The 25,916-nt window shown below is 65.3% G+C and carries 23 protein-coding genes; 8 read left to right on the forward strand and 15 right to left on the reverse strand.

The features are described 5' to 3' along the window. Positions 1-136 precede the first annotated feature (136 nt). On the reverse strand, positions 137-517 hold the full coding sequence (locus AC3WR5_RS13365) for a c-type cytochrome (protein WP_492485080.1): 381 nt from the start codon (positions 515-517) through the stop codon (positions 137-139). 92 nt (positions 518-609) lie between these two features. Here AC3WR5_RS13365 and AC3WR5_RS13370 point away from each other — a divergent pair, with 92 nt between their 5' ends. Continuing rightward, complete coding sequence (locus AC3WR5_RS13370; protein WP_492485082.1) at positions 610-1,464, forward strand: YihY family inner membrane protein; 855 nt, start codon at positions 610-612, stop codon at positions 1,462-1,464. 2 nt (positions 1,465-1,466) lie between these two features. Here AC3WR5_RS13370 and AC3WR5_RS13375 read toward each other — a convergent pair whose 3' ends face one another. After that, positions 1,467-2,228 carry an SDR family NAD(P)-dependent oxidoreductase gene (locus AC3WR5_RS13375; protein ID WP_231011039.1) on the reverse strand — a complete coding sequence of 254 codons (762 nt, stop codon included), beginning with the start codon at positions 2,226-2,228 and terminating at the stop codon, positions 1,467-1,469. Positions 2,229-2,346: 118 nt separating this feature from the next. Here AC3WR5_RS13375 and AC3WR5_RS13380 point away from each other — a divergent pair, with 118 nt between their 5' ends. Further along, entirely contained in the window at positions 2,347-3,258 is a 912-nt protein-coding gene (locus AC3WR5_RS13380) for a LysR family transcriptional regulator (protein WP_492485084.1), read from the forward strand. On the opposite strand, the gene AC3WR5_RS13385 is transcribed toward AC3WR5_RS13380, so the two are convergent. Together AC3WR5_RS13385 and AC3WR5_RS13390 are read right to left on the reverse strand one after the other, a co-directional pair. Further along, positions 3,255-4,202, reverse strand: a complete 948-nt coding sequence (locus AC3WR5_RS13385; RefSeq protein ID WP_492485086.1) for a class I SAM-dependent methyltransferase — start codon at positions 4,200-4,202, stop codon at positions 3,255-3,257. The two genes, AC3WR5_RS13380 and AC3WR5_RS13385, sit on opposite strands and share 4 nt — an antisense overlap. 58 nt (positions 4,203-4,260) lie before the next feature. After that, on the reverse strand, positions 4,261-6,273 hold the full coding sequence (locus AC3WR5_RS13390) for a DEAD/DEAH box helicase (RefSeq protein WP_492485088.1): 2,013 nt from the start codon (positions 6,271-6,273) through the stop codon (positions 4,261-4,263). Between the two features lie 204 nt (positions 6,274-6,477). Here AC3WR5_RS13390 and AC3WR5_RS13395 point away from each other — a divergent pair, with 204 nt between their 5' ends. Together AC3WR5_RS13395 and AC3WR5_RS13400 are read left to right on the forward strand one after the other, a co-directional pair. Beyond that, positions 6,478-7,557, forward strand: coding sequence for a PDDEXK nuclease domain-containing protein (locus AC3WR5_RS13395; RefSeq protein ID WP_492485090.1), 1,080 nt, complete (start codon positions 6,478-6,480; stop codon positions 7,555-7,557). Positions 7,558-7,835: 278 nt separating this feature from the next. Next, positions 7,836-8,072, forward strand: a complete 237-nt coding sequence (locus tag AC3WR5_RS13400) for a hypothetical protein (protein ID WP_492485092.1) — start codon at positions 7,836-7,838, stop codon at positions 8,070-8,072. Between the two features lie 142 nt (positions 8,073-8,214). Here the strand turns inward: AC3WR5_RS13400 and AC3WR5_RS13405 are convergent, their stop codons facing one another. After that, positions 8,215-9,747: a methyl-accepting chemotaxis protein gene (locus AC3WR5_RS13405; RefSeq protein WP_492485093.1), complete on the reverse strand. Its 1,533-nt coding sequence runs from the start codon at positions 9,745-9,747 to the stop codon at positions 8,215-8,217. A gap of 277 nt (positions 9,748-10,024) precedes the next feature. On the opposite strand from AC3WR5_RS13405, the gene AC3WR5_RS13410 reads away from it, so the two are divergent. Beyond that, positions 10,025-10,261 (forward strand): hypothetical protein, encoded by a 237-nt coding sequence (locus tag AC3WR5_RS13410; protein ID WP_141285172.1) that lies wholly within the window; start codon positions 10,025-10,027, stop codon positions 10,259-10,261. Between the two features lie 109 nt (positions 10,262-10,370). Here AC3WR5_RS13410 and AC3WR5_RS13415 read toward each other — a convergent pair whose 3' ends face one another. The 3 genes from AC3WR5_RS13415 to AC3WR5_RS13425 form a co-directional block, all read right to left on the reverse strand. Then, positions 10,371-11,258 carry an extracellular catalytic domain type 1 short-chain-length polyhydroxyalkanoate depolymerase gene (locus AC3WR5_RS13415; protein ID WP_492485095.1) on the reverse strand — a complete coding sequence of 296 codons (888 nt, stop codon included), beginning with the start codon at positions 11,256-11,258 and terminating at the stop codon, positions 10,371-10,373. A 71-nt stretch (positions 11,259-11,329) separates the two neighbouring features. Further along, a complete protein-coding gene (locus AC3WR5_RS13420; RefSeq protein ID WP_492485097.1) occupies positions 11,330-12,553 on the reverse strand; it encodes a sensor histidine kinase in 1,224 nt (407 codons plus the stop codon). Further along, on the reverse strand, positions 12,546-13,451 hold the full coding sequence (locus AC3WR5_RS13425) for a response regulator transcription factor (protein WP_492485099.1): 906 nt from the start codon (positions 13,449-13,451) through the stop codon (positions 12,546-12,548). Before AC3WR5_RS13425 ends, AC3WR5_RS13420 begins: the two co-directional genes overlap by 8 nt. Before the next feature lie 47 nt (positions 13,452-13,498). On the opposite strand from AC3WR5_RS13425, the gene AC3WR5_RS13430 reads away from it, so the two are divergent. From AC3WR5_RS13430 to AC3WR5_RS13440, 3 genes are all read left to right on the forward strand, one after another. Further along, positions 13,499-13,735 (forward strand): hypothetical protein, encoded by a 237-nt coding sequence (locus AC3WR5_RS13430; RefSeq protein WP_492485101.1) that lies wholly within the window; start codon positions 13,499-13,501, stop codon positions 13,733-13,735. A 189-nt stretch (positions 13,736-13,924) separates the two neighbouring features. Next, the gene (locus AC3WR5_RS13435) at positions 13,925-15,421 is read left to right on the forward strand and encodes a serine hydrolase domain-containing protein (RefSeq protein WP_492485103.1); all 1,497 of its coding nucleotides are present in this window, start codon (positions 13,925-13,927) and stop codon (positions 15,419-15,421) included. 214 nt (positions 15,422-15,635) lie between these two features. Next, the gene (locus tag AC3WR5_RS13440; RefSeq protein WP_492485105.1) at positions 15,636-15,872 is read left to right on the forward strand and encodes a hypothetical protein; all 237 of its coding nucleotides are present in this window, start codon (positions 15,636-15,638) and stop codon (positions 15,870-15,872) included. Between the two features lie 311 nt (positions 15,873-16,183). On the opposite strand, the gene AC3WR5_RS13445 is transcribed toward AC3WR5_RS13440, so the two are convergent. The 7 genes from AC3WR5_RS13445 to rhaS all read right to left on the reverse strand — a co-directional run bounded on the left by AC3WR5_RS13445 (position 16,184) and on the right by rhaS (position 25,771). Beyond that, entirely contained in the window at positions 16,184-18,517 is a 2,334-nt protein-coding gene (locus tag AC3WR5_RS13445; protein WP_492485107.1) for a P-loop NTPase, read from the reverse strand. A gap of 264 nt (positions 18,518-18,781) precedes the next feature. Beyond that, entirely contained in the window at positions 18,782-20,158 is a 1,377-nt protein-coding gene (locus tag AC3WR5_RS13450) for an FGGY-family carbohydrate kinase (protein ID WP_492485109.1), read from the reverse strand. Positions 20,159-20,506: 348 nt separating this feature from the next. Further along, complete coding sequence (locus tag AC3WR5_RS13455; RefSeq protein ID WP_492485111.1) at positions 20,507-20,830, reverse strand: L-rhamnose mutarotase; 324 nt, start codon at positions 20,828-20,830, stop codon at positions 20,507-20,509. A 4-nt stretch (positions 20,831-20,834) separates the two neighbouring features. Continuing rightward, positions 20,835-21,818 (reverse strand): ABC transporter permease, encoded by a 984-nt coding sequence (locus AC3WR5_RS13460; RefSeq protein ID WP_492485113.1) that lies wholly within the window; start codon positions 21,816-21,818, stop codon positions 20,835-20,837. After that, on the reverse strand, positions 21,815-22,819 hold the full coding sequence (locus tag AC3WR5_RS13465) for an ABC transporter permease (protein WP_492485114.1): 1,005 nt from the start codon (positions 22,817-22,819) through the stop codon (positions 21,815-21,817). The genes AC3WR5_RS13460 and AC3WR5_RS13465 overlap by 4 nt, the downstream gene beginning before the upstream one ends. Further along, complete coding sequence (locus tag AC3WR5_RS13470) at positions 22,816-24,432, reverse strand: sugar ABC transporter ATP-binding protein (RefSeq protein WP_492485116.1); 1,617 nt, start codon at positions 24,430-24,432, stop codon at positions 22,816-22,818. Before AC3WR5_RS13470 ends, AC3WR5_RS13465 begins: the two co-directional genes overlap by 4 nt. Positions 24,433-24,781: 349 nt before the next feature. After that, entirely contained in the window at positions 24,782-25,771 is a 990-nt protein-coding gene (gene rhaS, locus AC3WR5_RS13475) for a rhamnose ABC transporter substrate-binding protein (RefSeq protein ID WP_141288432.1), read from the reverse strand. Positions 25,772-25,916 lie beyond the last annotated feature (145 nt).

The raw sequence follows: 25,916 nt of genomic DNA on the forward strand, positions 1-25,916 counted from the left end.
GCATGGAATGCTGAATTGCGGTACACCAATGTAGGAAGCTGCCCTCCGAAGCGTGCGTCGGTTTCCACCTACGACAGGCTTTCGACAGGTTTCTAACAGCTTGCGCCGCACCCGCCAGGCGCAGCCGGAACCGGGGCTACCTGGCCGGCGGGAAGCTGCGCAGGTAGGCCAGCAGGTCGGCGATCTTCTGGTCGCCGTAGCCCCAGCTGGCAAAGCGCATCCTGGTGCCCGGCACCACGCTGTCCTGGTCCTTGATGAAGGCTGCCAGCGTCTGCTCGGTCCAGACGATCCTCGAGTTTTTCATCGCGGCCGAATAGGTGTAGTCCGCGGTGGTGCCTGCCGGCCGGCCGATGATGCCGTTGAGCTGCGGCCCGAAGCCGCCGCGTGCCGAAGGGCCGACCTGGTGGCAGGACGCGCAGGGCGCAAAGGCCGCCTTGCCGGCCACGGGGTCACCGGCTGCATGCGCTTCGCACAGCAGCAAGGCCAGGAACGGCACCAGGAAGTTCAGCGGCTTCATCGGCAAGCATTCTGACCCGGCCGGCGAAGCCCCCGCAGCAAGCGCCCGCACAATTGCGGCTTCGCCAGCTTCCGCCGCGTGTTCCGCCCCGCATGTTCAGCCTGATCCGACTCACGATTCAACGCGCCCGCAAGGAGCGCCTGGTGCAGGTGGCTGGCAGCCTGACCTTCACCAGCCTGCTGTCCGCCGTGCCGCTGCTGGCCGTGAGCTTTGCGCTGTTCACCCGGGTGCCGATGTTCGGCCGGCTCGAAGGCGTGATCGACGACTACGTGCTCAAGGGCCTGCTGCCGGCGGACATCTCGCGCACGGTGTTGAAGTACCTGAATCAGTTCGCCGCGAATGCCGGCAGCCTGACCTGGCTGGGCTCGCTGTTCCTGCTGGTGACGGCCGTGGCGATGCTGCTCACGGTGGAAAACGCGCTCAACCAGATGTGGCAGGTCAAGCGCAACCGGCCGTTCTTCAAACGTGTGGGGCTGTACCTGCTGATGCTGGCCGTGGGCCCGCCGGTGCTGGGCTTGAGCCTGTGGGCCAGCTCCTACCTGCTGGGCGCCTCCATGGGCCTGATCGGTGCGCTGCCGCCGTCGCTGCATTTCGTGCTCGACCTGGGGCCGGCGCTGTTGTTCCTGGCCGCGCTGACGGCGTTGTTCCGCTTCGTGCCCAACACCCAGGTGCCGCTGGGCCATGCCTTTTTCGGCGCACTGCTGGCCAGCACCGCGCTGGAACTGGGCAAACGCGGCTTCGCGGCCTACCTGGTCAAGCTGCCCACCTACAAGGCCGTCTACGGCGCGTTCGCGGCCTTCCCGCTGTTCCTGCTCTGGCTGTACTTCTCCTGGCTGGTGGTGCTGCTGGCGGCCATGATCGCGGCCAGCCTGTCGGGCAACGGCGCGCGGCGCGGTGGCGGCAAGGCCGGCAGAAGCGCCGTGCCGGCCAAACCGCGCCGCGGCTGAACTCACTGCGCCGTGTAGCCGCCGTCCACCGCCAGCGACTGGCCGGTCAGGTAGCGCGCCTTGTCGCTGGCCAGGAAGACGATGGTCTGCGCGATCTCTTCGGGCTGCGCCGCGCGGCGGGCCGGGATGGTCGCCAGGAAGCCGGCTTTGTTTGCCTCGTTGTGGCCGACGAAGCGGTCCAGCATCTGCGTGGCCACCGGGCCGGGGGCGACCGCGTTGACCCGCAGGCCGGCCGCGGCGCCTTCCAGCGCGGCGCTCTTGGTCAGGCCTTCCACCGCGTGCTTGCTGGCCACGTAGACCGAAGCGCCCGGCACGCCGACCTGGCCGGCCATGGACGAGACATTGACGATGGCGCCCGCGCCCTGCTTGAGCATCACGCGCATCTGGTGCTTCAGTGCCAGCAGCGTGCCCAGCACGTTGGTGCTGAAGGTGGCTTCGTAGTTTTCGGCGGTCTGCTCGGTGACGGCGCCCAGCGTGCCTTCGGTGCCGGCGTTGTTCACGGCCACGTCCAGCCGGCCGAAGCGTTCGACCACCTGGTCGACCAGGCCGCGCACGTCCGCTTCCGCGCGCACGTCGGCCCGCAGGTATTCGGCCTGCACGCCCAGCGCACGCAGCTCGGTGGCCAGCGCCTGGCCGGCTTCGTCGCGGCGGCCGGAGACGACCACGCTGGCGCCTTCGTGGGCAAAGGCCAGGGCCGTGGCGCGGCCGATGCCGGTCAGCGCGCCGGTGATCAGCACGACGGGGGTGTGGGTTGCGGTGTTCATCTGCGGTTCCTTCAAGGGGTGAATCGATGGGTTGGACTGTGATTCACGCCCGCCAAACGCACTAGCCAGTCGGTCCGCCTAACATCCAGTCCCATCTGGAATGAATGAGGGCAGACACATGGACCGGCTGGCGGCGATGCAGACCTTTGTGCGCGTGGTCGAAAGCGGCAGCTTCTCGGCCGTGGCGCGCGAGACGCGGTCCACGCAGAGTGCGGTGAGCAAGCAGGTGGCGGCGCTGGAGCGCACGCTGGGCGCCAGGCTGCTCAGCCGCACCACGCGCGCGCTGGCGCTGACGGAGGCCGGCCAGCGCTACTTCGAGCAGGCGCGCCGGCTGGTGGGCGAGATCGCCGAGGCAGAAGCCGCGGCACGCGAAGGCGAGGAGCAGCTCAGCGGCTGGCTGCGCGTGGCCTCGTCGGTCGCCTATGGCCGGCTGAAGCTGCTGCCGCTGGTCAACAGCTTCCTGGCTGCGCACCCGGCCGTGAAGATCGAGCTGCGGCTCAACGACGGTTTCGTGGACCTGGTGGAGCAGGGCATCGACGTGGCGGTGCGCATCGGCGAGCTGGCCGACAGCTCGCTGGTGGCGCGCCGCGTGGGCAGCACCCATCGCGTGCTGCTGGCCAGCCGCGAGTACCTGCGCGCGCTAGCGCCCGGCCTGCAGGCGCCGCGCCTGCCGGAAGACGTGTTGCAGCACAACTGCATCGTCTACTCCGAACTGAACAGCGCCATCAACTGGACCTTCACCGCCGGCCCCGGTGCGCCTGTGGCCGTGGGCACCCAGGTCTCGCTGCGCGCACAGGGCAACCTGCAGACGGACAGCAGCGAGGTCATCCGCGCGGCGGTGCTGTCCGGCATGGGCATCGGCCAGGCGCCCACCTGGCTGTTCGAAGCCGAACTGGCTTCCGGCGAGGTGCAGCGGCTGCTGCCCGATTGGCCCGCACCGCCGCTGCCCATCCACCTGGTGAGCCCGCCGCAGCGCCGCCAGTCGGCCAAGGTGCAGGCTTTTGCGGCGCACGTGGCCGCGGCGAGTTAGAGCGCCTTTTCCAGCGGCGGCGAGCGGTACACCAGCACCTTCAGCGAGCGCAGGTCGGACACGTCGGCAAACGCCGGCGGGTTGGCCACGCGTTCCACGAAGCTCAGCTCCGGCGCCAGTTCGCGCACCTGGTCCTGCAGGAAGGCCGGACCCAGCTCCGGCGCATTGAGGCACAGCAAGACGTGGCCGTCGGGCGCCAGCAGGTCCGGCAGGCGCTTGATCAGCCGGGCATAGTCCTTGGTCGCGACGAAGCTGCCCTTCTGGTAACTGGGCGGGTCCACGATGATCAGTCCGTAAGGCCCGCTGCGCGTCACCTTGCCCCAGGAGCTGAACAAGTCATGCGGCAGGAAACTGGCGTTGGCCGACACCTCGTTGAAACGGTGGTTCTGCTGGCCAATGCCCAGCGCGCCCTGGCTCATGTCCAGGTTCACCACCTGCCGCGCGCCGGCCTGCAAGGCCACCACCGAAAACGCGCAGGTGTAGGCGAACAGGTTCAGCACCCGCACGCGATGGTCCTCGGTGGTGTGCTCGGCCACATGCTTGCGCACCCAGCGCCGCCCCTCGGCCATGTCCAGGAAAAGGCCGTGGTTCTGCCCCTTGCCCACGTGCACGCGAAAGCGCGCCCCGTCCTCGCTGACCCAGTGCGGGTCCGGCACGGCGCCGGCCATCAGCTGCGTGCTGCTCTTGCCCTCGTGCCGGCACTGGAAGACCCAATTCAGCGGCTGGCCCGGCGCGAGCTGCTCCCAGCGCTGTGCCAGCGCCGCGCCAACAGCGGCCAGTTCCTCGTCCGCCACTGGCTGGAAGCTGGTCAGCACCCACACGGGCGGGAAGAAGTCCAGCGACCAGTGTTCGCAGCCCGGGTGCAGGCCACCGCGGCCGTGGAAGATGCGCTGGGCGTCTGTGGGCAAGGCCGTCGAGGCGATGGCGTCTAACAAGGGCTGCATGGGGCGCGCAAGATCGAAAATGAGGATCGGGAGGCGAGGGCGGCGATTCTGTCGCAGTTCAGCCGCGGGCCTTGGCGCGCCAGAACTCAGTGTCGAACAACTGCTCGGTGCCGCTGCGCTCATTCACCAGCCAGAACTGCCGCCCATCCGGGCTCAGGCGCGAAACCTCGCCGGTGTGGCGCCCGGCGCTCACGCGCTGGCCCAGCGCATTGGCCGGGAAGCCGGGCCGGCGCGCCAGCTCCAGCAGCGGCACGGCCTCGCGCGTGTCGGTGCCCAGCTTCAGCCGCTGCACCAGCGCGGCCAGCATCGGGTTCGTGATGTCGGCCGCCGACAGGTAGACCAGCACCTTGGCCTGCGCCCGGCTCAGCGCCACGTTCAAGAGGCGCTGCGCCTCTTCCGTCTGAAGGAAAGGCTGCGCGCCATCGGCAGGGTCGAACAGCACGGCCGGCGCTTCGCTGCCCTGCGCCCGGTGCACCGTGCTGACCTTCACCGTCTCCGGCACGCCATGGGCCCACAGCCGCTGGCGGATCAGCGCCCGCTGCGCGCGGAACGGCGTCAGCACGATCAGTTCCTGCGGCAGCCAATGCCCGCTTTCCAGCGCCGCGGCCACGGTCGCGGCAATCAGCTCGGCAGACTCTCTGCGAACCGGCCCGCGCTCCATGGCCGACCAGGCGCCATCGGTCTTCAGCCGATGCACATGCACATGCGTGCCCGCGTCCGCGTCGCCCAGCGCGCGCTGCCGCGCGGCCAGCCAATCGGGCGAGGCCAAGGCGTCTTCGGCCACACGCAGCGCGCCGTCGTAGAACAGGTCGCTGACCAGCTCGCTGATCGGCCCGGCCATGCGTGACTGTTCGTCCAACAAAGCCACGGAAGCGCCACGCGGTGGCATCTCGCCAAACGCCGAACGGCCCAGCCAGCGGCGCGCCAGTCGGTCCGGGCTGCGCAGCACCGGCGAGAGCTGCTGCGGGTCACCCGCGAACAGCCGTGCGCGGCCCAGCGGCATCAGCGCCAGCGCATGCGCCAGGCTCACCTGGCTGGCCTCGTCGAAGACCAGCAGGTCGAACGGTGGCTCGCCCTCCTCGGGCGCCAGCTCGCGCAGCGTCTTCAGCGTGAAGGCTGCGCGCGTGGTGGTCATGCTCACCAGCCGGCAGCTGCGCAACACCTTCAGCGACTGCGCGCGCAGCTCTTCGCGCAGCGTGGCCAGCCGGTCGGCCCAGGCCTTCAGCTTCGCCGCTTCCCTCGACGACGGCCGCGCCGCCTCGGCCCGCGCCAGGCGGCCAATCAGGTCGTGGTCATCGGTGGGCAGCAGGTGTTCGCGGCCGGCATAGGCCGCCGCGTCGAAGCGCGTGCCCAGGCGGCGCACGGTGGCGCGCAAGGTCTCCCTGCGACCTTTCTGCAGCGCCTTGTCCACGGCGAGTGTCGCCAGGTCCACCGCCTGGTTGGTGGTGGACAGTAGCAGCACCCGCGCCTCTGGCCGCCGCTCCAGGTACTCAGCCAGCATCACGCCCAGCGTGGTCGTCTTGCCGGTGCCCGGCGGCCCCCACAGGAAGCCACTGCTGGCCCGCAGCAGCGACAGCGCCTGCCGCTGCGCCGGCCGCAGCCATCGAAACGGCTCGCCGGTCAGCACCGGCCCGTCGGCCAACACTTCCGGCCGCGCCAGGTCCGGCAAACAGCCCAGCGCCCGCTCGGCCCAGGCCGTGTCCCACCAGGCATCCGCCACCGCGGTCAGGAAGCGCGGCGGGTACAGCCGTATCAACAGGTCAGTCCCCGGCGGCGGCGAACTCGCGTTTTGCAGCACCAACTGGTCGTCTTCCACCACCACCGCCAGCACGCTGGCCCCGCCTTTTTCCGGCGAGCCCCACCAGGCCGAAGCCCCGTCCAGGCTGTCGTCCAGCAAGGCCTGCGCCGAAGCCTGCCCCGGCCGCTGGCCCTCCGCGAATACGTAGCCCGGCGCCAGCGTCACCCGCCACAGCGCGCCTTCGCGCTCGCTGCGCAGGACCTTGAAGTCGTAATACTCGGGCGTGGCCGCCAGCTCGGCGTTCAGGGCCGTGCGGAGGTCGGCGAGGGGCATGGGGAAGGTGCGCTGCGAGGGGCGGTACAACGAGGAGGGCGGACTATAGCGGGGCCGCTGGAGGCGAGACCTTGCGTCCAGAGCTGGTGGAACGAAAGCCTTTGGCCAGCTGTCGCCGTTGGCACAATGGGCTGTCCAGCGGCTGGCAAGGCCCGCGCGCATCGCAAAGCTGCGACTGGGTTGATTTGGGCGGTCCCGTTCGCCATGTCGATGAACACTTTGAGAGAGCGGCTTCGCATGGAATTGAGCACCACCGACGGCTACCTGCAGCTCTTGCAGGAGATTTCGGACACCTACACTCAAGGTCGGCTGCGGGCGGTACAGGCGGTCAATGCCCAACTGATCGACACATACTGGCATGTTGGCTGCCACATCGTCGAATTCGAGCAGGCCGGTCAAGCCCGGGCCGAGTACGGCACGGCGTTGATCCAGCGCCTTGCGATCGACCTGGGCCTGCGTCACGGCAAGGGCTTCAGTCGCAGCAACCTGGTGTACATGCGCCTCTTCTATCTGCGCTATCCAGCGAGCGCGCCAATAAGTCAGAAGCCTTCTCACCAATTGAGCTGGTCGCATTACGTCGAACTGCTGAAGATCGAAGATGCGCTGGAGCGAGGCTTCTACGAACAGCAGGCGCAGGCCGAACGCTGGTCGGTGCCCGAGCTGAAGCGGCAGAAGGCTGCCGCCCTGTTCCTGCGCCTGGCCGCCAGCCAGGACAAGGCAGGAATATTGCAGTTGGCCCAGCAAGGCCAGGTCGTCGAGCGACCCGCCGATCTGTTGCGCGAACCCTATGTGTTCGAGTTCTTGAAGATTCCCGAGCCCCATCAGGTGTCAGAGACCCAGCTTGAAACCTTGCTGTGCGACCACCTGCAGCCCTTTCTGCTGGAACTGGGCAAGGGCTTCACCTTTGTGGGTCGACAGTACCGGGTGACGATCAACGGCACACACCACCGGGTTGATCTGGTTTTCTACCATCGGATCCTGCGCTGTTTCGTGCTGATCGACCTGAAGCTGGGCGAAGTGCAGCATCACGACATCGGGCAGATGAACCTCTATCTGGGCTACTTCGCGAGCGAGGAGAACGTCGAAGGCGACAACCCGCCCATCGGCATCATCCTCAGCCGGCAAAAGGACGAGTTGCTGGTCGAGTACGCGACCTACGGCATGAGCAGCCAACTCTTTGTCCAGAAGTACCAGTTGTACTTGCCAGACCGGGAAGCCCTGCGACGCGAGTTGGAAGACACCTTGCGAGCAGCGGGACAGCGAAGCCCCAACGGGCTTGAGTGAATCGCGACTCGCTGCCGTCTAAGGCCGCTCGGCGGTGCGTTCTGGCCCATTGAGCGGATCGGGTGACCGACACAGCTTGTGTTGGCTGCCGGATTTGGCGTTTGGATTGGCCGTCCCAGCCGTGACGGTCCAAGCAGCATGTCCGTCCGCCACTCATCCCGCGAGACAGCGCTCCGCGCCGCCTTTCCAGCAGTTCGTCGCAAGCCGTTCGCAGTGCTTGGGCTGGCTCCATAAAGTACATCCATCGACACCCCAACAGCCACTGACTGGAGCCCCAAATGACCAACGCCAACACCCGCTTCTCTGCCGTTTCCAGCACCGCTCGCCTGAGCTTCGCCGGCCTGGCCGCGGTGGTCACGTTCGCGGTCCTAGGCAGCGTCACGCAGATCGCGAGCGCCCAGGTCAAGGAGGCACAATTTGCCCAGGCGCGCAGCGATGCTGCGCTGGTCGCGATGGCCCGCGTGGCCGACGCAGCCCCGCTGCAGATCGTGGTCGTGACGGGCAAGCGTGCCTGAGCCAAAGCCAGCACTCAATTCGCGCTCCCACTCAAAGCCCCGCATTGCGGGGCTTTGTTGTTTGCGCGACCCGCGCCCACTTTGGGATGCGCATGGAGGTGGCCGACCCGGCGTCCAGACCGCCGGGATGTGAAAGCGTCGGTCAGGCCTTGGCGCGCAGCCTGAAAGTGCCCACCACGCCGGAAAGCCGCACCACCTGGTCTTTCATCGACTGTGCGGCGGCGGCCGATTCCTCCACGAGCGCAGCGTTCTGCTGCGTCATCTGGTCGAGCTGGTTCACCGCCAGGTTGATCTGGCCGATGCCCGCTGACTGTTCGCCCGCGGCGCTGGTGATCTCGCCGACGATGTCGGCGACCCGCTGCACCGAGGTGACGATTTCCGTCATCGTGCGACCGGCATCGGCCACCAGGCGCGAGCCACCTTCGACGCTGTCCACAGAGGCGCCGATCAAGGACTTGATCTCGCGCGCCGCGGTGGCGCTGCGCTGCGCCAGGCTGCGCACTTCGCTGGCAACCACGGCGAAACCCCGGCCCTGTTCACCGGCACGCGCGGCCTCGACGGCGGCGTTCAGCGCCAGGATGTTGGTCTGGAACGCAATACCGTCGATGACGCCAATGATGTCAGCGATCTTCTTTGAGCTGGTGTTGATCTGGCCCATGGTCGAGACCACCTGTGCCACCACATTGCCACCACGCTGGGCCACCTCGGCCGCCGAGGTGGCCAACTGGTTGGCTTGGTGGGCTGCGTCGGCCGCCTGTTTGACGTTGCTGGTGAGCTGCTCCATCGACGAGGCGGTTTCCTGCAGGCTGGAGGCCGTTTGTTCGGTGCGCAGGCTCAGGTCGTGGTTGCCGGTGGCGATTTCGCTGCTGGCGGTGTTGATGCTTTCGGTGCTGGCGTGGACGTGGCTCACCAATTCCTGCAGTCGGTGCTGAGTGCGCTGCAGTTCGCCCAACAGGCTGCCGGCCGGGGGCAGCACCGCAAGCTTGAAGCTGAGGTCGCCGTCGGCCATGCGGCGCAAGGCCTCACGGGCCCCAGCGGGATCGCCACCGAGTTCACGCACCACCGTGCGGCGCATCGCCCAGCAAAGGCCAACCGCTACCGCAGCCGCCACCACCGCCAGCGCAAGCGTCAGCACCGTCATCTGGTTGGCGCGCTGCTTCGTTTTGGCATGTGTCTCGATGGCGGTCTTGCGACCGGCGTCAATCTGCTCGAGCAGCTTGGCGCGCAGGCTGCGCCAGGCCGGGGTCTCGCCGGCAGTCAAGGCCTTGGCCGCCGAGGCTGGATCGGTGGTCACCAATCCCAGCACCTCCTTCTGTTTGGCGGCCAGCCCCTCGCGCAAGGGCGCCAGCCTGTCCAGGCTGGCTTGGGCCGGCGTGCCGCGCACGGCCTGCCCGGTCTCGGCCCGGGCCTTTTCGTAGCCGGCTTCGGCGTTCGTGAAGTTGTCGTAGGCCTTCTTGTTGGCGGGGTCGAGCACGATGTTGCGCAGCGCCTGACCCATCTGCAGGCCCTGTGCATACATCTCCGACAAACCACTGGCGGCGGCCTGCTCGGTGCTGATGTATCGGTCGAACTCGTTTTGCGTGCGCACCAGGCTCCAGAGACCGGTGGAGAGTGCGGCGATGAACAGGGCTGCCGGCACCGCGGCGCAGACGAACAATCGAGAGCTGAAGTTCATGCAATGCTTCCAGAAGGGCGGCGCCCATGGCGCCGCTGTGGTGGTTGCCGGGCCTCGGATGGCGCTGCAATGCAGGGATATCGGCTGCCCGGTGAGGTATTTGAGTGCGGCCAGCTCGCGGACCATGGCTGGCGTGCCCCTCGCCACCGCTCATCCCGTCCTGGCAGCGCTCCGCGCCGCCTTACCTGCAGTTCGTCGCAAGCCGCTCGCAGCGCTTGGCGTGTCTTCATAAAGTACATCCATCGACACCCCAACAGCCACTGACTGGAGCCACCAAATGACCACCGCCGCCACCCGCTTCTCTGCCGTTTCCAGCACCGCTCGCCTGAGCTTCGCCGGCCTGGCCGCGGTGGTCACGTTCGCTGTCCTGGGCAGCGTCACGCAGATCGCAGGCGCTCAGGTCAAGGAAGCGCAACTGGCCCAGGCGCGCAGCGATGCTGCCCTGGTCGCGATGGCCCGCCAGGCTGACGCAGCGCCGCTTCAGATCGTGGTCGTGACGGGCAAGCGTGCCTGATCAACCAACACCCAATTCGCGCTCCCGCTCAGAGCCCCGCATTGCGGGGCTTTGTTGTTTTGGATGGCCACGGCTTGCCGAGCGCCTGCGCGGCACTCCGGCCACGTCTTCATTTCAAGTCGCGGCGGTGCTGATCGAAGAATTGCCAGATCACCTCGTTGGCGTCGATGTCGCGGGTGGTCTTTCCGAGTGGCAGGCCGACGTTGAAAGGATCGGCGCCGGGCCAGGTGTGACCGCCTTCCCTGATCGTGACGAGTGCAACGTGTGCCTCTCCATCGCCGCCTTGTTCGGTCCAGGTCACGTCGGTGCCGTCGCTGGTGTCGGCGTCGATGAGGCGACGGCGCGTGGCGGCTGACGCGACGCCGTTGTGCTTCAGCCAATGGGCATGGGAGGCTTCGGCCGACAAATAGCCGGTTGGCTTGCCGCCGTAGGCGACCACCTGGTCTGCAGTGCCGTGAACCAGCAGCACGCCAACCTTGCCGGGCTTCGTGTGATGCTGGACCACGGGTTCCGGCATGGGCCCGCCAACAGAGGCCACGGCCGCGAACAGCTCGGGAAGTTCGGCTGCGATGCGCAGCGCGAAGAAGCCGCCCCGCGACAGCCCGGTGGCGAACACACGTTGCGGATCCACGCGGTAGTCCTTGCCAAGCTGGCCCAGGACGGCTGCGGTGAAGCCGATGTCGTCGGTTCCCCCGAGGTAGGGCATGCCAAAGCCGACGTTCCAGTCCTGCTGAATGCCGGCCGGATACACGGCGATGAACTGGTGACGGTCCGCGGCGCGATTCATCTGCGTGTAGAGCATGTGCTCGGCCATGGTCATGCCGCCGCCGTGGAAGTTGAAGACGACCGGAAAGACCTTGCCGGGCTGGCTGCCGTAGGAGGCCGGCGTGTAGACGAGATAGCGGCGCTTCTCTTCCTTGTGAAGCAGGGATTTCACCTGCGCAAATGCCGTGTGAGATGCGAAGGCAAGGACGACGAAGCTGATCCAGATTTTCATGATGCGCAGGCGGTGAACGGCTGCGCAGGATAGAAGGCTGGCGGTGAAAAACAGGTGAAATCCGGCGGGTTTCAGTGGGCGCGCAAAGGCACGATGTGCACCCGGTGGTCGTTGACGCCGGCATGAATTTCAAGCTCCCAGCGCAGGGCCTTGGCAATGCGCAACAGCAGGTTCTGGCCATGCGAGAAGCCTTGCACCACGCCCTCCCGGTCAGGGTCGACTGTGTTGACCACGCACAAGACCCCGTCTGCAAACGAGATATGAAAAGGCGAGCCCGGTTGGCCGTGGAACAGGGCGTTGCCAAGGCAGTTGTGGAGCAGCAGCGTGGCCAGATGGCGGTTGCCGACCACGTCGATTCGCTCCGGCAGGTCGAGTGCAAATCGTTCGGCGCCATGGTCGGCGTTTTCCAGCAGCCGCAACAGGCATTCCTCGATGCCGCCACGCAGGTCGAAGGTCTCGGTCGCAATGTGTGTCGCGCGCGCCAGCGCAAACAGAACATCGAGGGTGGCGCGCATGTCGTCCAGGCTCGCCTGCAGTTGCGCCACGTCCTGCCTGGCCAGCGTGCGCGACGTGGCCTGACCGAGGAGGTTGTTCATGACGGTCAGCGGCGTGCGCAGTTCATGGCTGACATCGCGCGTGAACGCATGCTCCCGGCGCAGCGCCGAATGCAATGCCGCAAGCGTCTCGGCAAGCTTTTCTGCCAGGTATCCGATTTCGTCCGGCCGCTGCCTGGCGCTGAAGTTGATCGAAGCATCCGGCGACGAATCTCTCACTTCGTCTGCCAGCACCTGGAGCGGAAGTACCAGCCGCCGGGACAGCCGGTAGGCCAGCACCAGCGCCAAGGCAATCAAGCTCATTGCAGCGGCCACCAGGCCCCCGCCGACTTCACGGAACAGCTTGGACACCACCAGGAGCGGGCCCACGTCCGCCAGCAGGTAGGCCTGTTGCGGCTCGCCGGTCGCACCGAGGTCCAGGCTGCGGAGGTGATAGTGCTGGCCGGTATCGGTGAATATCTCCGCGCGTGGGTGACCGCTCAAGACCTTGTCGCGCACGACAGGCGGCAGTGATTCGACGCTTCGGTGCACCTGGATCAAATCGTTGCCGGGCGGCCCGACCTCGCCATGCAGGCGGAAATGCGCGGCCATGGCCTCGGCCTCGCGCGCGAGCAGCCGGTCGATCAGCATGTCTTCGGTCACATAGGAAATGACCAGGGCCAGCCCGGTGTAGAAGACGCAGATCAGGACCGTGAAGCCTGCGAGCGCGGCAAACAGGCCGTGCCGGATGGACCTAAACATCGTCCGCGGCGGCAAGTGCGAGCCGATAGCCCAGCTGGGGAATGGTGACGATCATGTTCGGCGCGCCGGCCTGTTCGAGCTGCTTGCGCAGCGCGTAGATGTGCGATTTGAGGGCGTCCGAATCGGGCGGATCGGCACCCCAGAGGTCGTGCATCAAGGCGGACCGGGAAACGGCGTGGGGATGGGCGGTGCAGAGCATGAACAGGACCTTGAAGCAGGCCTGGGTGAGCGCAACCGGCGTGCCGTTGTGCGAGGCGCGCTTCTCCCTTGCATGCAGTCTCAACGGACCGACACGCATCTCCTGGCTGATGTGCAACTGTCCACGCCTTGCCAGCGCTTCGCAGCGCAGCGCAAGCTCTCGCAGGTCGAATGGTTTCGTCAGGTAATCGTCTGCGCCACCGTGGAAACCGCGAGCCTTGTCTTCGAAAGCATCGCGAGCTGTGAGCATCAGTACCGGCACATTGCGTGGTGCCTGCGCCTTGATCGTGCGGCAGACCTCCAACCCATCGATGTCCGGCAGGTTCAGATCGAGCAGCACGACATCGTAGATCTCATTCATGGCGAGATGGATGGCCATTGCGCCGGTGGCGGCATGGTCGGCCTGCCACTTCAGCCCCTCCAGGAAGTCCACGATCTGGCGAGCGATCGTTGGATGATCTTCCACCACCAAAACAGTCAGCGATCTTTTGTTCATGATTTCTTTGGGCGCTCGCGGGGACGCCGGCCCGGTTCTCCCGGTGAACGAGGTTCGCCATCTGCAATTCGGGCGCGCCGCCATCATCGCCCGGAATGCCACGCATCGATCGATGCCGCCGCCGCTCATCCCTGCTGACAGCGCTCCGCGCCGCCTTCCCTGCAGTTCGTCGCAAGCCGCTCGCAGCGGCCGGGCGGTCTTCATAAAGTACATCCATCGACACCCCCACAGCCACTGACTGGAGCCCCCAAATGACCACCGCCAACACCCGCTTCGCCTCTGTCTCCAGCACCGCTCGCCTGAGCTTCGCCGGCTTGGCCGCGGTGGTCACGTTTGCTGTCCTGGGCAGCGTCACGCAGATCGCCGGCGCGCAAGTCAAGGAAGCCCAGCTTGCCCAGGCCCGCAGTGATGCTGCCCTGGTCGCGATGGCCCGCCAGGCTGACGCAGCGCCGCTGCAGACCGTGGTCGTGACGGGCAAGCGTGCCTGATCAGCCAACACCCGATTCGCGCTCCGACTCAAAGCCCCGCATGGCGGGGCTTTGTCGTTTTGGGGCGCCACGGCCTGCGTCGACGCTGTCTCTTGGTACAACCCACGGCGGCGGGGCGCTGTTCCCCGCCGAGCAAGTCGCCAAGGCGGACGCCGCCGCGCTTGCTGCCCATGACGAAACGCTCCTTCGATGAAACACCAACAACAACGCATGTCGTGCGGCGCGCTCCTTCTGTTGGCGCTGTGCCTGCAGGTTCAGGCGGCCGAGCCCACGGTCTCCGAACCGCCCGCATCGGTGGCCGACGAGGCGCGCATTTCACGGGTGGCGCAAGGCCTGTCCACGCGGGTCGTCGTCAAGGATTCGCCGAACCGCAAGATGGCCATCGCCGAGCGCATGGCGTTCCACCAGGTGCCCGCCGTCAGCATTGCCGTGATCGACAAGGGCCAGATCGCATGGGCGCGTGCCTATGGCGTGCTCGATGCAGCGAGCCAGCGGCCCGCGACAACCACCACGCTGTTCCAGGCCGCGTCCGTCAGCAAGGCCGTCAGTGCCATCGGCGCGTTGCGCCTGGTCGAGCAGGGCAAGCTCTCGCTGGATGGGGCGGCGAATCGGCAGCTGTCTGCCTGGCAGATTCCGGGCAATGCGTTCACCCCGGGCCACGAGGTCAGCCTGCGCATGCTGCTGAACCATAGCGCGGGCCTCTCGGTGCACGGCTTCGATGGCTATGAAGTGGGCCAGAAGATCCCGACGCTGCCGCAGGTGCTCGACGGCCTGCCGCCTGCGAACTCCGCCCCGGTCCGTGTCGAGGCGGTGCCCGGCACCGCGTGGCGCTATTCCGGTGGCGGCTTCAGCATCGTCCAGCTGATGGTGAGCGAGGCCAGCCAGCAGCCGTTCGGGCAGTACATGCAGGCGGCAGTGTTGACCCCTTTGGGCATGACCCACAGCACGTTTGCGCAGTCGCTGCCGCCCGGCTGGCGTGAGCTGGCGGCGACTGGCCACGGCGCCGACGGCACGGCCGTCAAAGGCGGCTGGCACGTATACCCCGAATCCGCCGCCGCCGGCTTGTGGGCCACGCCCACCGACCTGGCGCGTGTCATCGCCGAAGTCCAGCGCGCCGAGGCCGGTCAGTCCAACAAGCTGCTGTCGCGCGGCATGGCCTCCACGATGCTGACCCGCGGCCTGGGCGAATACGGCCTGGGCTTCTTCGTCGAAAACCTGGGTCAGACCACCAGCTTCAGCCACAGCGGCGGCACCGAAGGTTTCCGCTCGCAGCTGTACGGCTATACGAAGTCTGGCCAAGGCGCCGTGGTGATGACCAACGGCGCGAACGGCGCCGCCCTGATCGACGAAATCCTGTGCAGCATCGCCGCCGAATACGGCTGGCCCGAATTCCAGGTGACCGAGAAACTGGCCGCCAAGCCGGATGCCGCCGCGAACAGGGCGGTGGCTGGCACCTACATGCTGCTGGACAAGCCCGCCCAGGTCACCGCTGAAGGCGAGCGCCTCTACTTCCAGAGCGACCTGTTCGGCCCCAAGCGCATGGAACTCTTCCCAGAGTCCAAGGCTGCCTACTTCATGACGGCGCAGGACATGACGATTCGCTTCGAGTTGACGGGCGATGGCACGGCGGCTGGGTTCTCGCTGGTTCGCGGGTCGAATACGTACTCGGGGACGAAGCAGAAGTAGCGCGAAACGGGCCGTGTGCCCGGATCAGTGGCGCCCGCCATTCCGTCGCACCTGAGCAGACTGGATCGGGGTGCTCCCATTGCCGCCGCTCATCCCTGCCGACAGCGCTTTGCGCAGCGTTCCCTGCAGCTCGTCGCAAGCCGCTCGCGGCACTTGGGCTGTCTTCATAAAGTCCATCCATCGACACCCCAACAGCCACTGACTGGAGCCCCAAATGACCACCGCCGCCGCCCGCTTCGCCACCGTTTCCAGCACCGCTCGCCTGAGCTTCGCCGGCTTGGCTGCGGTGGTGACGTTCGCTGTACTGGGCAGCGTCACCCATATCGCTGGTGCTCAGGTCAAGGAAGCCCAATTCGCGCAGGCCCGCAGCGATGCCGCCCTGGTTGCGATGGCTCGCATGGCCGATGAGGCGCCGCTGCAGATCGTTGTCGTGACGGGCAAGCGTGTCTGAGCTGCCAGCCAGAACCCGATTCGCGCTCCGACTCGAAGCCCCGCAATGCGGGGCTTTGTAGTCTTAGAACTATCGTCCCCATTCCAATTCGCATCTTTCCCAGGCGCGGCAGTCAGCTTCCCAAAAGCCTGCACCCGCATGCCCTGTGCGCAATGCCTTGAGGTCACCGTGCTTCCCAGCAACTCGGCACTGGGAGCTTGCCGCAGGGGGAAACAGGAAACCCTGCGCTGGACGCGGAGTCTGAGGGCCCGAAGCCGGAACCGATAAAACTGACGGCACTAACACCGAGCCTCTCCACGCCAGTGTCTATTTCATCCAGAAGCTTTCATATGCCGAGCCAGCAGGTCCCTGAAGAATTCGTCATCAGCGAAATGCTTTAGCCCAGAGTTGAGGCATTCTTTCACTCTGCTTGCCGCATCGGCATGCTGTGAATTCCGCTCCACTATTCGCATTAATAGAGCAAGCAGCGTGGTGGTTGGGTACGGATCTCTTAATCCGCGTTCTTGCCTTTCATACTCAAGTAATTGCACACCCTCGTTATAAAGGTGCAGCTCTTGGCAGCCTCCTGCCAAGTATTTCTCGAGCAAGGCCGTCCCCAGAGAATGTCGAGTCTGAAAAGAGTCGAAGAACTTTAGCCCTGATCTGAAGCAATCAATTGCTTCATCCCATCTCTTTGTTTTGCGATAGTATCTTCCGAAGTGCAGCCAAAATATACCATCGCGACCAAAGAATCGCTGAGCTTCGTGGTAGGTTCTCTCGGTATCAGCTAATCTCGTTGATTGTGGAAAATAGGCGTCATGCAAAAATTCAAAGGAGATAACCTCTTTGTACATCCGGTAGGGAAGCGGGTGAAATTTGATGTCTTCGACGCCAAACATTCTGGATAGGAACTCCAGCATTCCTACTATTAGGTTGACACTTCCGGCTCCAGCGATACAGGTATTGAAATAATACTGTGCAATTATTCGGTGCCTGCACTTAACACTGGCCGTCTTTTGGTCGCGTATCAGTACGCCCGCCAGCTCGGTCCCAAGGCATTGAGAAATGGTGTCTGGCCGCTCACCAAGGAAGCCGCCGACATACTCAACCGGGACCGAGAAACCTTGCGCCCCAAGGATCGCAACTACGTCAAAAATCCGCCTTGGTAGCCCTTCAGGGGTTGAGTAGTACTCATCAAATACTTTTCGCTCGAAATTCTCATGCGATGTAAGAGAGAACAGGGCTGTCAGCAGGTCACCGGAAAATCCTCGTTCCTTGTCCACAAGGATACCAGCCCTCTTGGGGATAGGTAGGTTGGAAAAGTTCTCAACTTCTAGCCCGCTGTCCTGCATCTTCTGGACAATCAGCGAAGCATCCCCGTAATCAATACTAGGGATCTCAAAGTAATTTGATCTTTTGGGGTCGGCAATTTGTCGGTAGTTCCGCTTGTGTTCATTCGTTCGATCTTCGAGAATAAACAGCGTATAGGGCTTCGGGTGGCTATTGAGGCGATCTGCGATTATATTGACGGCATAGTAATATTCGGCGGCAGAATAGAAAACAAATATCACCTTTTCAGAAAAGCCGTCTATGATGCTCCGAAGTAAATCGGTATCAACTTCCTTGCTGCCGTCGAACTCATAAATGTAGGGATATGTACGAACTAGTTGCCGAACGGCACCTTTAATTGCCGTGGTCTTACCGGATCCGCTCGGGCCGGTGACGTGCAAAATACCAATCCCTTTTGCATTTGACTGCATCAACCTATTTGCGTTTGATGTTAGTCGCGCGATGACGGAAGTCGACGCATATGCGTCATTTACTATGTAGAACCAATCTGGATCGGCGCCGGAAACAAAATGCCGAAGAATGCCTGTTTCCTTAGCTGCCCGGTCGATTTCAAGGATGCATGATCTGAATGCGGCCTTGAACCATGTCATGGCTTTGATATTTGTGACCGCACGCCTGATGCTCGGCGTCGAATCGATGACAATGTCTGCGACCGATTTCGGTTGAATGACTGAATACAATTCCTGAAAGAACTCCTCTGCCGTGCAGTCAATCACCGTAAATCCGGCGGCTTCATAATTGGAAGCTTTAATCTCATCGGGACCTGGGGTCACGATGAAATTCTGCAGAGCCTGGCCACTGCCGTACGCGATCTCTCTAATGGCGAGGTGAGCGTCGATGTCCGACTCGTCTAATTGATTTCCGATGACGACTAGGCCGCCGGCCATAACCCTAGCAGCCAAGTCGCGATGCCAATCGAGCATCTTCGCTGAGGCTCTAGCGTACTCAAGCGAAGAGAAAACGAAACCATCTGCTAGATTCAGGCAAGTACCGTGGATTGTCACCACAGGCATTGTCCCAATGAAGCTGCTGGGCGCGGCCGGGGCGGAGTAGTTTGTGAACACAAAGTCGCCGCTAACTCGCCCTTTTCTTGCGCATTGGGCATGCGCAACGTTTAATACATTGTCGATGTTTGTCGTGTATACTCTTGTCCATGCGTAAGCGAAGATATTCTCTTGCCAAGGGTGAACAGCCGACACGGTGAAGCATCGCGAAAGAAATGCATTGAAGTCGTTGATTTCTCGGGTTCCGAGTAGGTATGCATCCTTTAACGTAGTCTTTTTGCCGGCTGAGCGACCTGCCTCTGACAAGATCATGTCGCGAAGGCCATCGGCGCTAGGCAGGCGGCCCAACGCTGAGTTATTTACTATGGAGAATCCGGCCCCAAGTAGCAACGAAGCCTCGCCTCGCCCTACGAGCGGAGCAACTATCGTTCGAATGACTTCCCGGTCTCTGTCTCTCACCGCGCTCCCCCGTTATGGATTCCAGGACATCGTACTGGAACCTGGCGAGGTTGTTGCCGCAGCCTGAAAAAGAACTTCCCTGCAAGGCAAGTGCGCGGTGTCTCCAATTACCGATCATCACAACTGCTTTGTCTGGTGGTGGCGGGTGTCACGGCGCACGTCAGGAAGTATGTTGGTTGATAGGCCAGTTGAGCGTTCGCTGTCTTGATAGGGTAAGCACTTTGCCAACAGCCAAGCCCCGCGCGCCGTGCCTTCAAGCTCGTCGTGGCTGTGCTTCAGTTTTCTCGGCTCGCTGAGCATGGTCAAGGCCGCACAGAACGCCGCATTGGCAGCCAACGGTCCCTCAAGAATCAAACTCTCCGCGCCTGATCGCGGGTCCAGCCTCTGAACCATCGCAGCAATGACTTCGGCGCAGTAAAGCGAGGCCAGCGCAGGGCGAAGCTTGAGCGGCACAGCGTCGATGGTGGTTTCAACTCCACGCTTGAACACCTGTCCCCGCTGCCCCGGAAACGGCCCCCCAGCCTCCGTGAACGCCGGCTCGGCCTTCCACCCCTCCCGCATCACCTCCGCCAGCGCCTCAGTCGTGGCCAACTCCGGCGACGCCTCCCCACACAACACCGCAAACTCCCGCCCGCCCATGAACCGCGCAGTCGGCACCGGCCGGCCGTCGACTGCCACGTTCACGAGTTCATCGCGTGTCGCGTCCAGGTCTTCAGCCGAGGCCCCCGGCGCCATCAGTACGCACCAGGTGCCGGTGGACAGCACCAGCGCGTTCGGGTCGCTGCGCAGGTAGCGGGCGAGGCAGGCGTTGCTGTCGTGGGAGCCGGCCATGACTTGGATGTCGGGGGGCAGGTCCAGGCGTTGGGCGAGGGCGGGGCGCAGGGTGCCGATGGCTTCCCAGGCGCGGCGGATGGGGGCGAAGCGGGCGGCGAGGCCGCTGCGGCGGGCCCAGGGGCTGAAGTCGGCCTTCGCGGGGGACCAGAGGCCCGTGTGGCAGCCCAGGGACGAGACTTCGCTGCAGGCCACGCCGCTGAACCACCAGGCCCAGTATTGGGGGTAGGGCAGCCAGTGTTGGACGCGGGCGCAGGCTTCGCCGTGGTGGCGCTGCAGCCAGTGCAGTTGCAGGCCGGCGTTCAGGCCCATGGGCAGGAAAGGGGTGCCTGTTTCTTCGAAGGGGTCGGCCAGGGCCTGCCATTCGGCGCGGGTGTCACCGTAGCCGTCCCATTCGTAGTCCATGGGCGGCAGCACCAGGCCCTCGGCGTCATCAATGCCGCAGAAGGCGGCACCGTGGGTGGTGATGGACAGGCGGCGGATGGCGCGGCGGCGGGGCAGCTCGGGGATCGTGCCGAGCAGCCAGGCTTCCAGGGCGGTCACGCCGAGGGCGGTGTAGCCGGGGCCGGGGGCGCTTTGGTTGGGCTGGACCTGGCGGGCCACGACCTCGCCGGCAGCGTCGATCAGCACCAGCTTGGCGTGGCTCTTGCCGATGTCCAGCACCAGCGTGAGGTCGTTGTCGGGGGGCGGGGTGTTGCTCATGTTGGAATTTTCAAAACGCGCGGCACTGCCTCTGTTCGGGCTTGTCGAAGCCTGACCCTTCGACAGGCTCAGGGCGAACGGTACGGGAACCGGCCCTTCAACGGGCTCAGGGCGAACGGATCAGGAACAGACCCTTCGACAGGCTCAGGGTGAACGGTTCAGTAACGGCCCCTTCGACGAGCTCAGGGCGAACAGATCAAGAACAGGCACTTCGACAAAGCCTTCAGTCCTGAGCCCTGTCGAAGGCTCAGTGCGAACGGATCTAAAACTCAGTCGAACGGATTCAAAACGTCTCGAATAAGAGAAACCTCATTCGTCCATGTGAAACATGCAGGGCAGGGGCTCGACGACCGGCGAGCCGTCCTGGTTCGTCCGCATCAGGTCGGCCATGTGGGCCCACCAGCGGCGCATCACCGGGTGCTCGGGCAGGCTGGCTGTCGTGTGGCCGGGGCGCAGGCGTTGCACGGCGAACAGCAGGTGGTGTTCGGCGTCCAGGTAGATGCTGTAGTCGTGCACGCCACTCTCGCGCAGCAGCGCGGCCAGCTCGGGCCAGAGGGCGTCGTGCCGGCGGTGGTATTCGTCGGCCTGGCCGGGGTTCAGGAACATGCGGAAGGCGCGCTTTTCATCGGCCATCGCCTCATGCTCCTTGCACACGCAGGCCGGTGGGCGCTTTCAGGCGGCGCAGCAGGCGCGGCAGCACCATCGAGACGATGAGCAGCACGCCGACGATCATGGACATCACGATGCCGGGCACGTTCAGCATGCCCAGCGCGAAGGTGAAGCTGCCCAGCAGCACGGCGGCGAGCACGGTGCCCAGCACGCTGCCGCGTCCGCCTTCAATGGCCACGCCGCCGAGGATCACGATGGTCACCGCGTCCAGCTCCCAGCCCATGGCCAGGTTGGGGCGGGTGCTGCCAATGCGGCCGGTGAGCAGCACGGCGGCCAGCGCAGCCATGATGCCGACGAAGACAAACAGCGCGAAGCGGTAGCGGTTGACCGCCACGCCGGAGAAGCGCGCGGCCACCGCGTTGGCGCCAATCGCGTAGATGCGCCGGCCGTGCACCGTGCGGTGCAGCAGCAGGCCAACCGCGACGGCCGCCAGCAGCAGCACCGCGAACTCGATGGGCACGATCAGCTTCTCCACGCCCAGAAGGTCGCCCAGCGTGCCGTTGCCCCAGGTGCTCAGGGTTTCGGGGTAGCCGGTGATGGCCTGGTCGCCCAGCAACACCAGCGCGAGGCCGCGGTAAAGCGACAGCGTGCCGATGGTGACGACGATGGACGGCAGCTGCAGGCGCGTGACCAGCCAGCCGTTCAGCGCGCCGCAGGCAATGCCGGTGGCGAGTGCGGCCAGCAGCATCAGCGGCAGGCCCGCGCCGGCCTTCATCGCAAAGCCCATGGCGAGCGAACACAGTGCCATCGTGGCGGCAACGGAAAGGTCGATCTCGCCGGAGACGACCAGCAGCGCCATGGCGAGCGCGATCAGGCCCTTCTCGGAGAAGTTGTAGGTGCTGTCGGCCAGGGCATAGGGTGAGAGGAAGTTGTCCACCGTGAGGCCGAACAGCAGGTAGACCAGCACGATGAGCGCGAGCAGCACGCGCTCCCAGGTGTCGAAAGCTTTCATGCGGGGGCTCCTGCAGTGGCCATGTGCTTGGTTTCAAGGATCTGCCGGACGCCCCTGGCCTGGCTGCGCGCATTCAGCGCCACAGAGAACAGGATGACGGCGCCGGCAATCGCCTGCTGCCAGAACGGAGAGACCTGGATCACCGGCAGCGCGCCGTTGACCACGCCGATGAACAGCACGCCCAGCACCGCGCCGGTCACGCTGCCAATGCCGCCGGCAATGCTCACGCCACCGATCACGCAGGCGGCGATGACAGTGAGCTCATAGCCTGCGGCCAGCTCGGTGAAGGCGATGGAATAGCGGCCCACCCACAGCAGGCCGCCGATGCCGGCGAACAGGCCCGAGAGCGTGTAGGCCATCATCACGCGGCGGTTCACCGGGATGCCGGCATAGGTGGCGGCAGACGGGTTGCCGCCCAGCGCGTACAACTCGCGGCCCTCGCGGCGCCAGCGCAGCAGCCAGGCGGTGGCGGCCACGGCCAGCAGCGCCAGCCACAGCAGGGCTGGCAGGCCCAGCCAGGTTTCGCGCGGCAGGCCCTTGATCAGCGGGTGGATCTGGTGGTCCGAAATCCACGCGCCGCCGCTGGCCAGGAAGATGGCGCCGCGGTAGGCCGACAGCGTGCCCAGCGTGACGACGATGGGCGGCAGCGAAAACGCGGTGATCAGCACGCCGTTGCCGGCGCCCAGCAACGCGCCGATGACGGCCGCCAACAGCAGCAGCACCGGCAGCGGCATGCCAGGCCAGGCCCGTGCCGCGAGTGCGCACAACATGCCGGTGAGCGCCAGGTTGGACGCTGCGGAAAGGTCCACGCCGCGCGTGAGCAGCACCAGCATCTGGCCCATCACCAAAATGGCGAGGATGGCCGAGTCGTTGGCAATGTCCAGCGCGTTTCGCAGCGTGAGGAACACGGGGGCGCGCAGGCCGACCGCGATGGCGACGACCGCGATGATGGCGAGCAGCACGCCGTCGCGCCGGGAAATGAAAGCGGCGGTGTGCTTCATGCGGCCAGCTCCGGGGTGTAGGCCTTGCCCGCGTGGGCGCTGGCGGACAGCGCCTGGCGCGGCGCGTGGCCGCCGTCCAGCCCGGAGGCTGCCGCGACGATGGCTTCGGCGTCTGCCTCGCCGCGCGCGAATTCGGCCACCTGCAGGCCGCGGCGCATGACGATGGTGCGGTGCGCCAGGTGCATCACCTCGGGCAGCTCGGAGGACACCAGGATGACCGCCAGGCCTTGCGCCACCATCTCGGCGATCAGCTGGTAGACGGCCTGCTTGGCGCCCACGTCAATGCCCTTGGTCGGCTCGTCCAGGATCACGATGCGCGGGTTCAGCCCCAGCCACTTGGCGATCACCACCTTCTGCTGGTTGCCGCCCGAGAGGCCGGACAGCGGCGTGTCCGCGCCGGCGCACTTGATGCGCAGCCGCTCGATCATGCGGGCGGCCAGACTGTGCTCCCGTGCATGGGACAGCCACGGGCCGCGCGAGAGGCGCTCGTTGCCGGCGGCAGGTGTGCGGGCAAGTGGGCCAGCCAGCGCAGCCAGGCTGATGTTGTGCATCACCGAAAACGTTAGGATGCCGCCCTGGCGCTGGCGCTCTTCGGGCACGTAGGCCAGGCCAGCGCAGATCGCATCGGCCGGCTCGTTGATCTTCAGCGTCTTGCCGTCCAGCTTGACGTTGCCGGTGACACCCGGGTTCAGCCCCATCAGCGCCAGCATGGCCTCGCTGCGGCCGGCGCCGACCAGGCCGTAAAAGCCCAGGATCTCGCCGCGGTGCAGCTCGAAGTCCAGCCCGTCGAACTCGGTGGGGTGGGACAGGCCGCGCACCTGCAGCAGCACCTCGCCGCGCTGGTCCGGCACGTGCGGGTAGATGTCCTCGATCTTGCGGCCGGCCATCAGCGCGACGAGTTGTTGCTCGTTGGCCTTGTCCATCGCGCCGCTGCCGACCGAGGCGCCGTCCCGCAGCACCACGTAGCGGTCACACACGGCGAATATCTCGTCGAACTTGTGGGTGATGAACAGGACGGCCACGCCGCGGCTTTTAAGGCCGTGCACGATGCCGTAGAAGTCGCGGATCTCGGCCTGAGAGAGCGCGGCGGTGGGTTCGTCCAGGATCACCACGCGGGCCTGCTGCGACAGCGCACGGGCGATCTCGATCAAGTGGCGCTGCGCCAGGCTGAGCTGGCGCACCGGCGTGGTGGCGGCAAAGCCGGCGCCCACCTGGTCCAGCGCCTGCTGGGCCTCGCGGTTCATGCGCGCCCAGTCGATGACGCGGAAACCGCGCGGGCCTTTCATCGGCTGGCGGCCGATGAAGATGTTCTCGGCCGCGCTCAGCTCGTCGAACATCACCGTTTCCTGGTGCACCGCAACGATGCCGGCCGCCTGCGCGGCCTGCGCGTTGGCAAAGCGCAGCGGCTGGCCGTCCAGCAGGATCTGGCCTTCGTCAGGTGCGTAAACGCCGGTGAGCAGCTTGACCAGCGTGGACTTGCCGGCGCCGTTTTCGCCGATCAAGGCCAGCGCCTGGCCGGGCACCAGCTCCAGGTCCACGCCGCGCAGCGCGTGCGTGGGCCCGAAGCGCTTGTGAAGGCCCCGCAGCGAGAGCAGGGGGGAGGCTGAAGTCATGTGGAACGTCTTGTTTCGTTCGGGCTGAGCCGCTACTCCGTTCGGGCTGACCCTTCGACTGGGCTCAGGACTGAAGGCCTTGTCGAAGCCCACCCTTCGACAGGCTCAGGGCGAACGGAGTTGAGGTTGTTGAGTTATTCCAGATGCGGGGCGTCCCATCCGTTCGGGCTGCGCCGCTGCCTCCTTCAGGCTGAATACCTTCCCCCGTTCGGGCTGAGCCTGTCGAAGCCTACCCTTCGACAGGCTCAGGGAGAACGGGGGAGGGCCCCACCCTTCGACAAGCTCAGGGCGAACGGAGTGGGGGGGGGCGAACCGGGTGGGGCGAGGTGCGAACGGATGAGGCGTCAGTTCAGAAAATCTTCGCAAAGCTGTCCACGTTGCTGGCGTCGTAGGTGAAGGGCTCGGCCATCGCGGCTTCGTTGTCCTTGTCGAGCGTGGCGGTGCCCACGCGGCCCATGCTCAGCTTGGCGCCTGGCTCGGCCTTGGCGCCCTTGACCAGCGCCTCGGCGATCTGCACGCTGGCATAGCCCAGGTCGATCGGGTTCCAGATCGCAAACGACTTGACCGCGCCGCTGTGCACATGGCCGGCCATTTCCGAAGGCAGGCCCAGGCCGGTGACAAACACCTGGCCGACCTTCTTCTCGTCCTGCACCGCCTTGCCCGCGGCGGCCACGCCCACGGTGGTGGGCGCGACGATGGCCTTCAGATTGGGGTAGCTCTTGAACAGGCCTTGGGCCTCGCGGTAGCTCTTGTCGGTCTGGTCGTCGCCATAGACGACGTTGACCAGCTTCAGCTTGGCATGCGAGGGCTGGGCCAGCACCTTTTTCATCTCGGCGATCCAGACGTTCTGGTTCGTGGCCTGCGCGGTGGCGGACAGCACCGCGATCTCGCCGCCGCCGCTGCCGGTGACCTGCTCGGCCATTTTGACCAGCTTCTCGCCGATCAGCGCGTTGTTGGACGGCGCCAGGTGCATCAGCCGGCCGTCCTTGCGGATGCCGGAGTCGAACGAGATGACCTTGATGCCGCGCTGCATCGCCTTCTTGGTGACGGGCACCAGCGCGTCCGGGTCGTTGGCCGAGATGATGATGGCCTTGACGTTCTGGTTGATCAGCGAGTTGATGATCTCGATCTGGCCCTCGGCCGTGGGCTTGGCCGGGCCGGTGTAGATGATCTCCACGTCCTTCAGCTCCTTGGCGGCTTCCAGCGCGCCCTGGTGGGCCGCGTCGAAGAAGCCGATGCCCATGGACTTGACGACCAGCGCGATCTTGTCGACCGCGAAGGCCGGGGCCGTGAGGAATGCGGACAGCGCTACCGCGGCGAGCTTGAATTGAATCTCCATGTCTTGTCTCCTGCTTTCTCTTCTGTGGTGTCCGGCCTTGGATGAAGAATCGGCCGGTGGGGACGGGCCGCAAAGTTGGGCGGCTTTTCTTGTGTCTTCGGTGTCTTGGGTGTCCTGGTTTGTCTCGTATTCCGTTCGCCCTGAG

The organism is Ideonella sp. FW305-24 (assembly GCF_058788035.1).

Excerpts from the sequence above, each read along its gene's own strand:
- AC3WR5_RS13365 (WP_492485080.1), bottom strand. The coding sequence starts at position 517 with ATGAAGCCGCTGAACTTCCTGGTGCCGTTCCTGGCCTTGCTGCTGTGC.
- AC3WR5_RS13370 (WP_492485082.1), top strand. The coding sequence starts at position 610 with ATGTTCAGCCTGATCCGACTCACGATTCAACGCGCCCGCAAGGAGCGC.
- AC3WR5_RS13375 (WP_231011039.1), bottom strand. The coding sequence starts at position 2,228 with ATGAACACCGCAACCCACACCCCCGTCGTGCTGATCACCGGCGCGCTG.
- AC3WR5_RS13380 (WP_492485084.1), top strand. The coding sequence starts at position 2,347 with ATGGACCGGCTGGCGGCGATGCAGACCTTTGTGCGCGTGGTCGAAAGC.
- AC3WR5_RS13385 (WP_492485086.1), bottom strand. The coding sequence starts at position 4,202 with ATGCAGCCCTTGTTAGACGCCATCGCCTCGACGGCCTTGCCCACAGAC.
- AC3WR5_RS13390 (WP_492485088.1), bottom strand. The coding sequence starts at position 6,273 with ATGCCCCTCGCCGACCTCCGCACGGCCCTGAACGCCGAGCTGGCGGCC.
- AC3WR5_RS13395 (WP_492485090.1), top strand. The coding sequence starts at position 6,478 with ATGTCGATGAACACTTTGAGAGAGCGGCTTCGCATGGAATTGAGCACC.
- AC3WR5_RS13400 (WP_492485092.1), top strand. The coding sequence starts at position 7,836 with ATGACCAACGCCAACACCCGCTTCTCTGCCGTTTCCAGCACCGCTCGC.
- AC3WR5_RS13405 (WP_492485093.1), bottom strand. The coding sequence starts at position 9,747 with ATGAACTTCAGCTCTCGATTGTTCGTCTGCGCCGCGGTGCCGGCAGCC.
- AC3WR5_RS13410 (WP_141285172.1), top strand. The coding sequence starts at position 10,025 with ATGACCACCGCCGCCACCCGCTTCTCTGCCGTTTCCAGCACCGCTCGC.
- AC3WR5_RS13415 (WP_492485095.1), bottom strand. The coding sequence starts at position 11,258 with ATGAAAATCTGGATCAGCTTCGTCGTCCTTGCCTTCGCATCTCACACG.
- AC3WR5_RS13420 (WP_492485097.1), bottom strand. The coding sequence starts at position 12,553 with ATGTTTAGGTCCATCCGGCACGGCCTGTTTGCCGCGCTCGCAGGCTTC.
- AC3WR5_RS13425 (WP_492485099.1), bottom strand. The coding sequence starts at position 13,451 with ATGAAGACCGCCCGGCCGCTGCGAGCGGCTTGCGACGAACTGCAGGGA.
- AC3WR5_RS13430 (WP_492485101.1), top strand. The coding sequence starts at position 13,499 with ATGACCACCGCCAACACCCGCTTCGCCTCTGTCTCCAGCACCGCTCGC.
- AC3WR5_RS13435 (WP_492485103.1), top strand. The coding sequence starts at position 13,925 with ATGAAACACCAACAACAACGCATGTCGTGCGGCGCGCTCCTTCTGTTG.
- AC3WR5_RS13440 (WP_492485105.1), top strand. The coding sequence starts at position 15,636 with ATGACCACCGCCGCCGCCCGCTTCGCCACCGTTTCCAGCACCGCTCGC.
- AC3WR5_RS13445 (WP_492485107.1), bottom strand. The coding sequence starts at position 18,517 with ATGATCTTGTCAGAGGCAGGTCGCTCAGCCGGCAAAAAGACTACGTTA.
- AC3WR5_RS13455 (WP_492485111.1), bottom strand. The coding sequence starts at position 20,830 with ATGGCCGATGAAAAGCGCGCCTTCCGCATGTTCCTGAACCCCGGCCAG.
- AC3WR5_RS13460 (WP_492485113.1), bottom strand. The coding sequence starts at position 21,818 with ATGAAAGCTTTCGACACCTGGGAGCGCGTGCTGCTCGCGCTCATCGTG.
- AC3WR5_RS13465 (WP_492485114.1), bottom strand. The coding sequence starts at position 22,819 with ATGAAGCACACCGCCGCTTTCATTTCCCGGCGCGACGGCGTGCTGCTC.
- AC3WR5_RS13470 (WP_492485116.1), bottom strand. The coding sequence starts at position 24,432 with ATGACTTCAGCCTCCCCCCTGCTCTCGCTGCGGGGCCTTCACAAGCGC.
- rhaS (WP_141288432.1), bottom strand. The coding sequence starts at position 25,771 with ATGGAGATTCAATTCAAGCTCGCCGCGGTAGCGCTGTCCGCATTCCTC.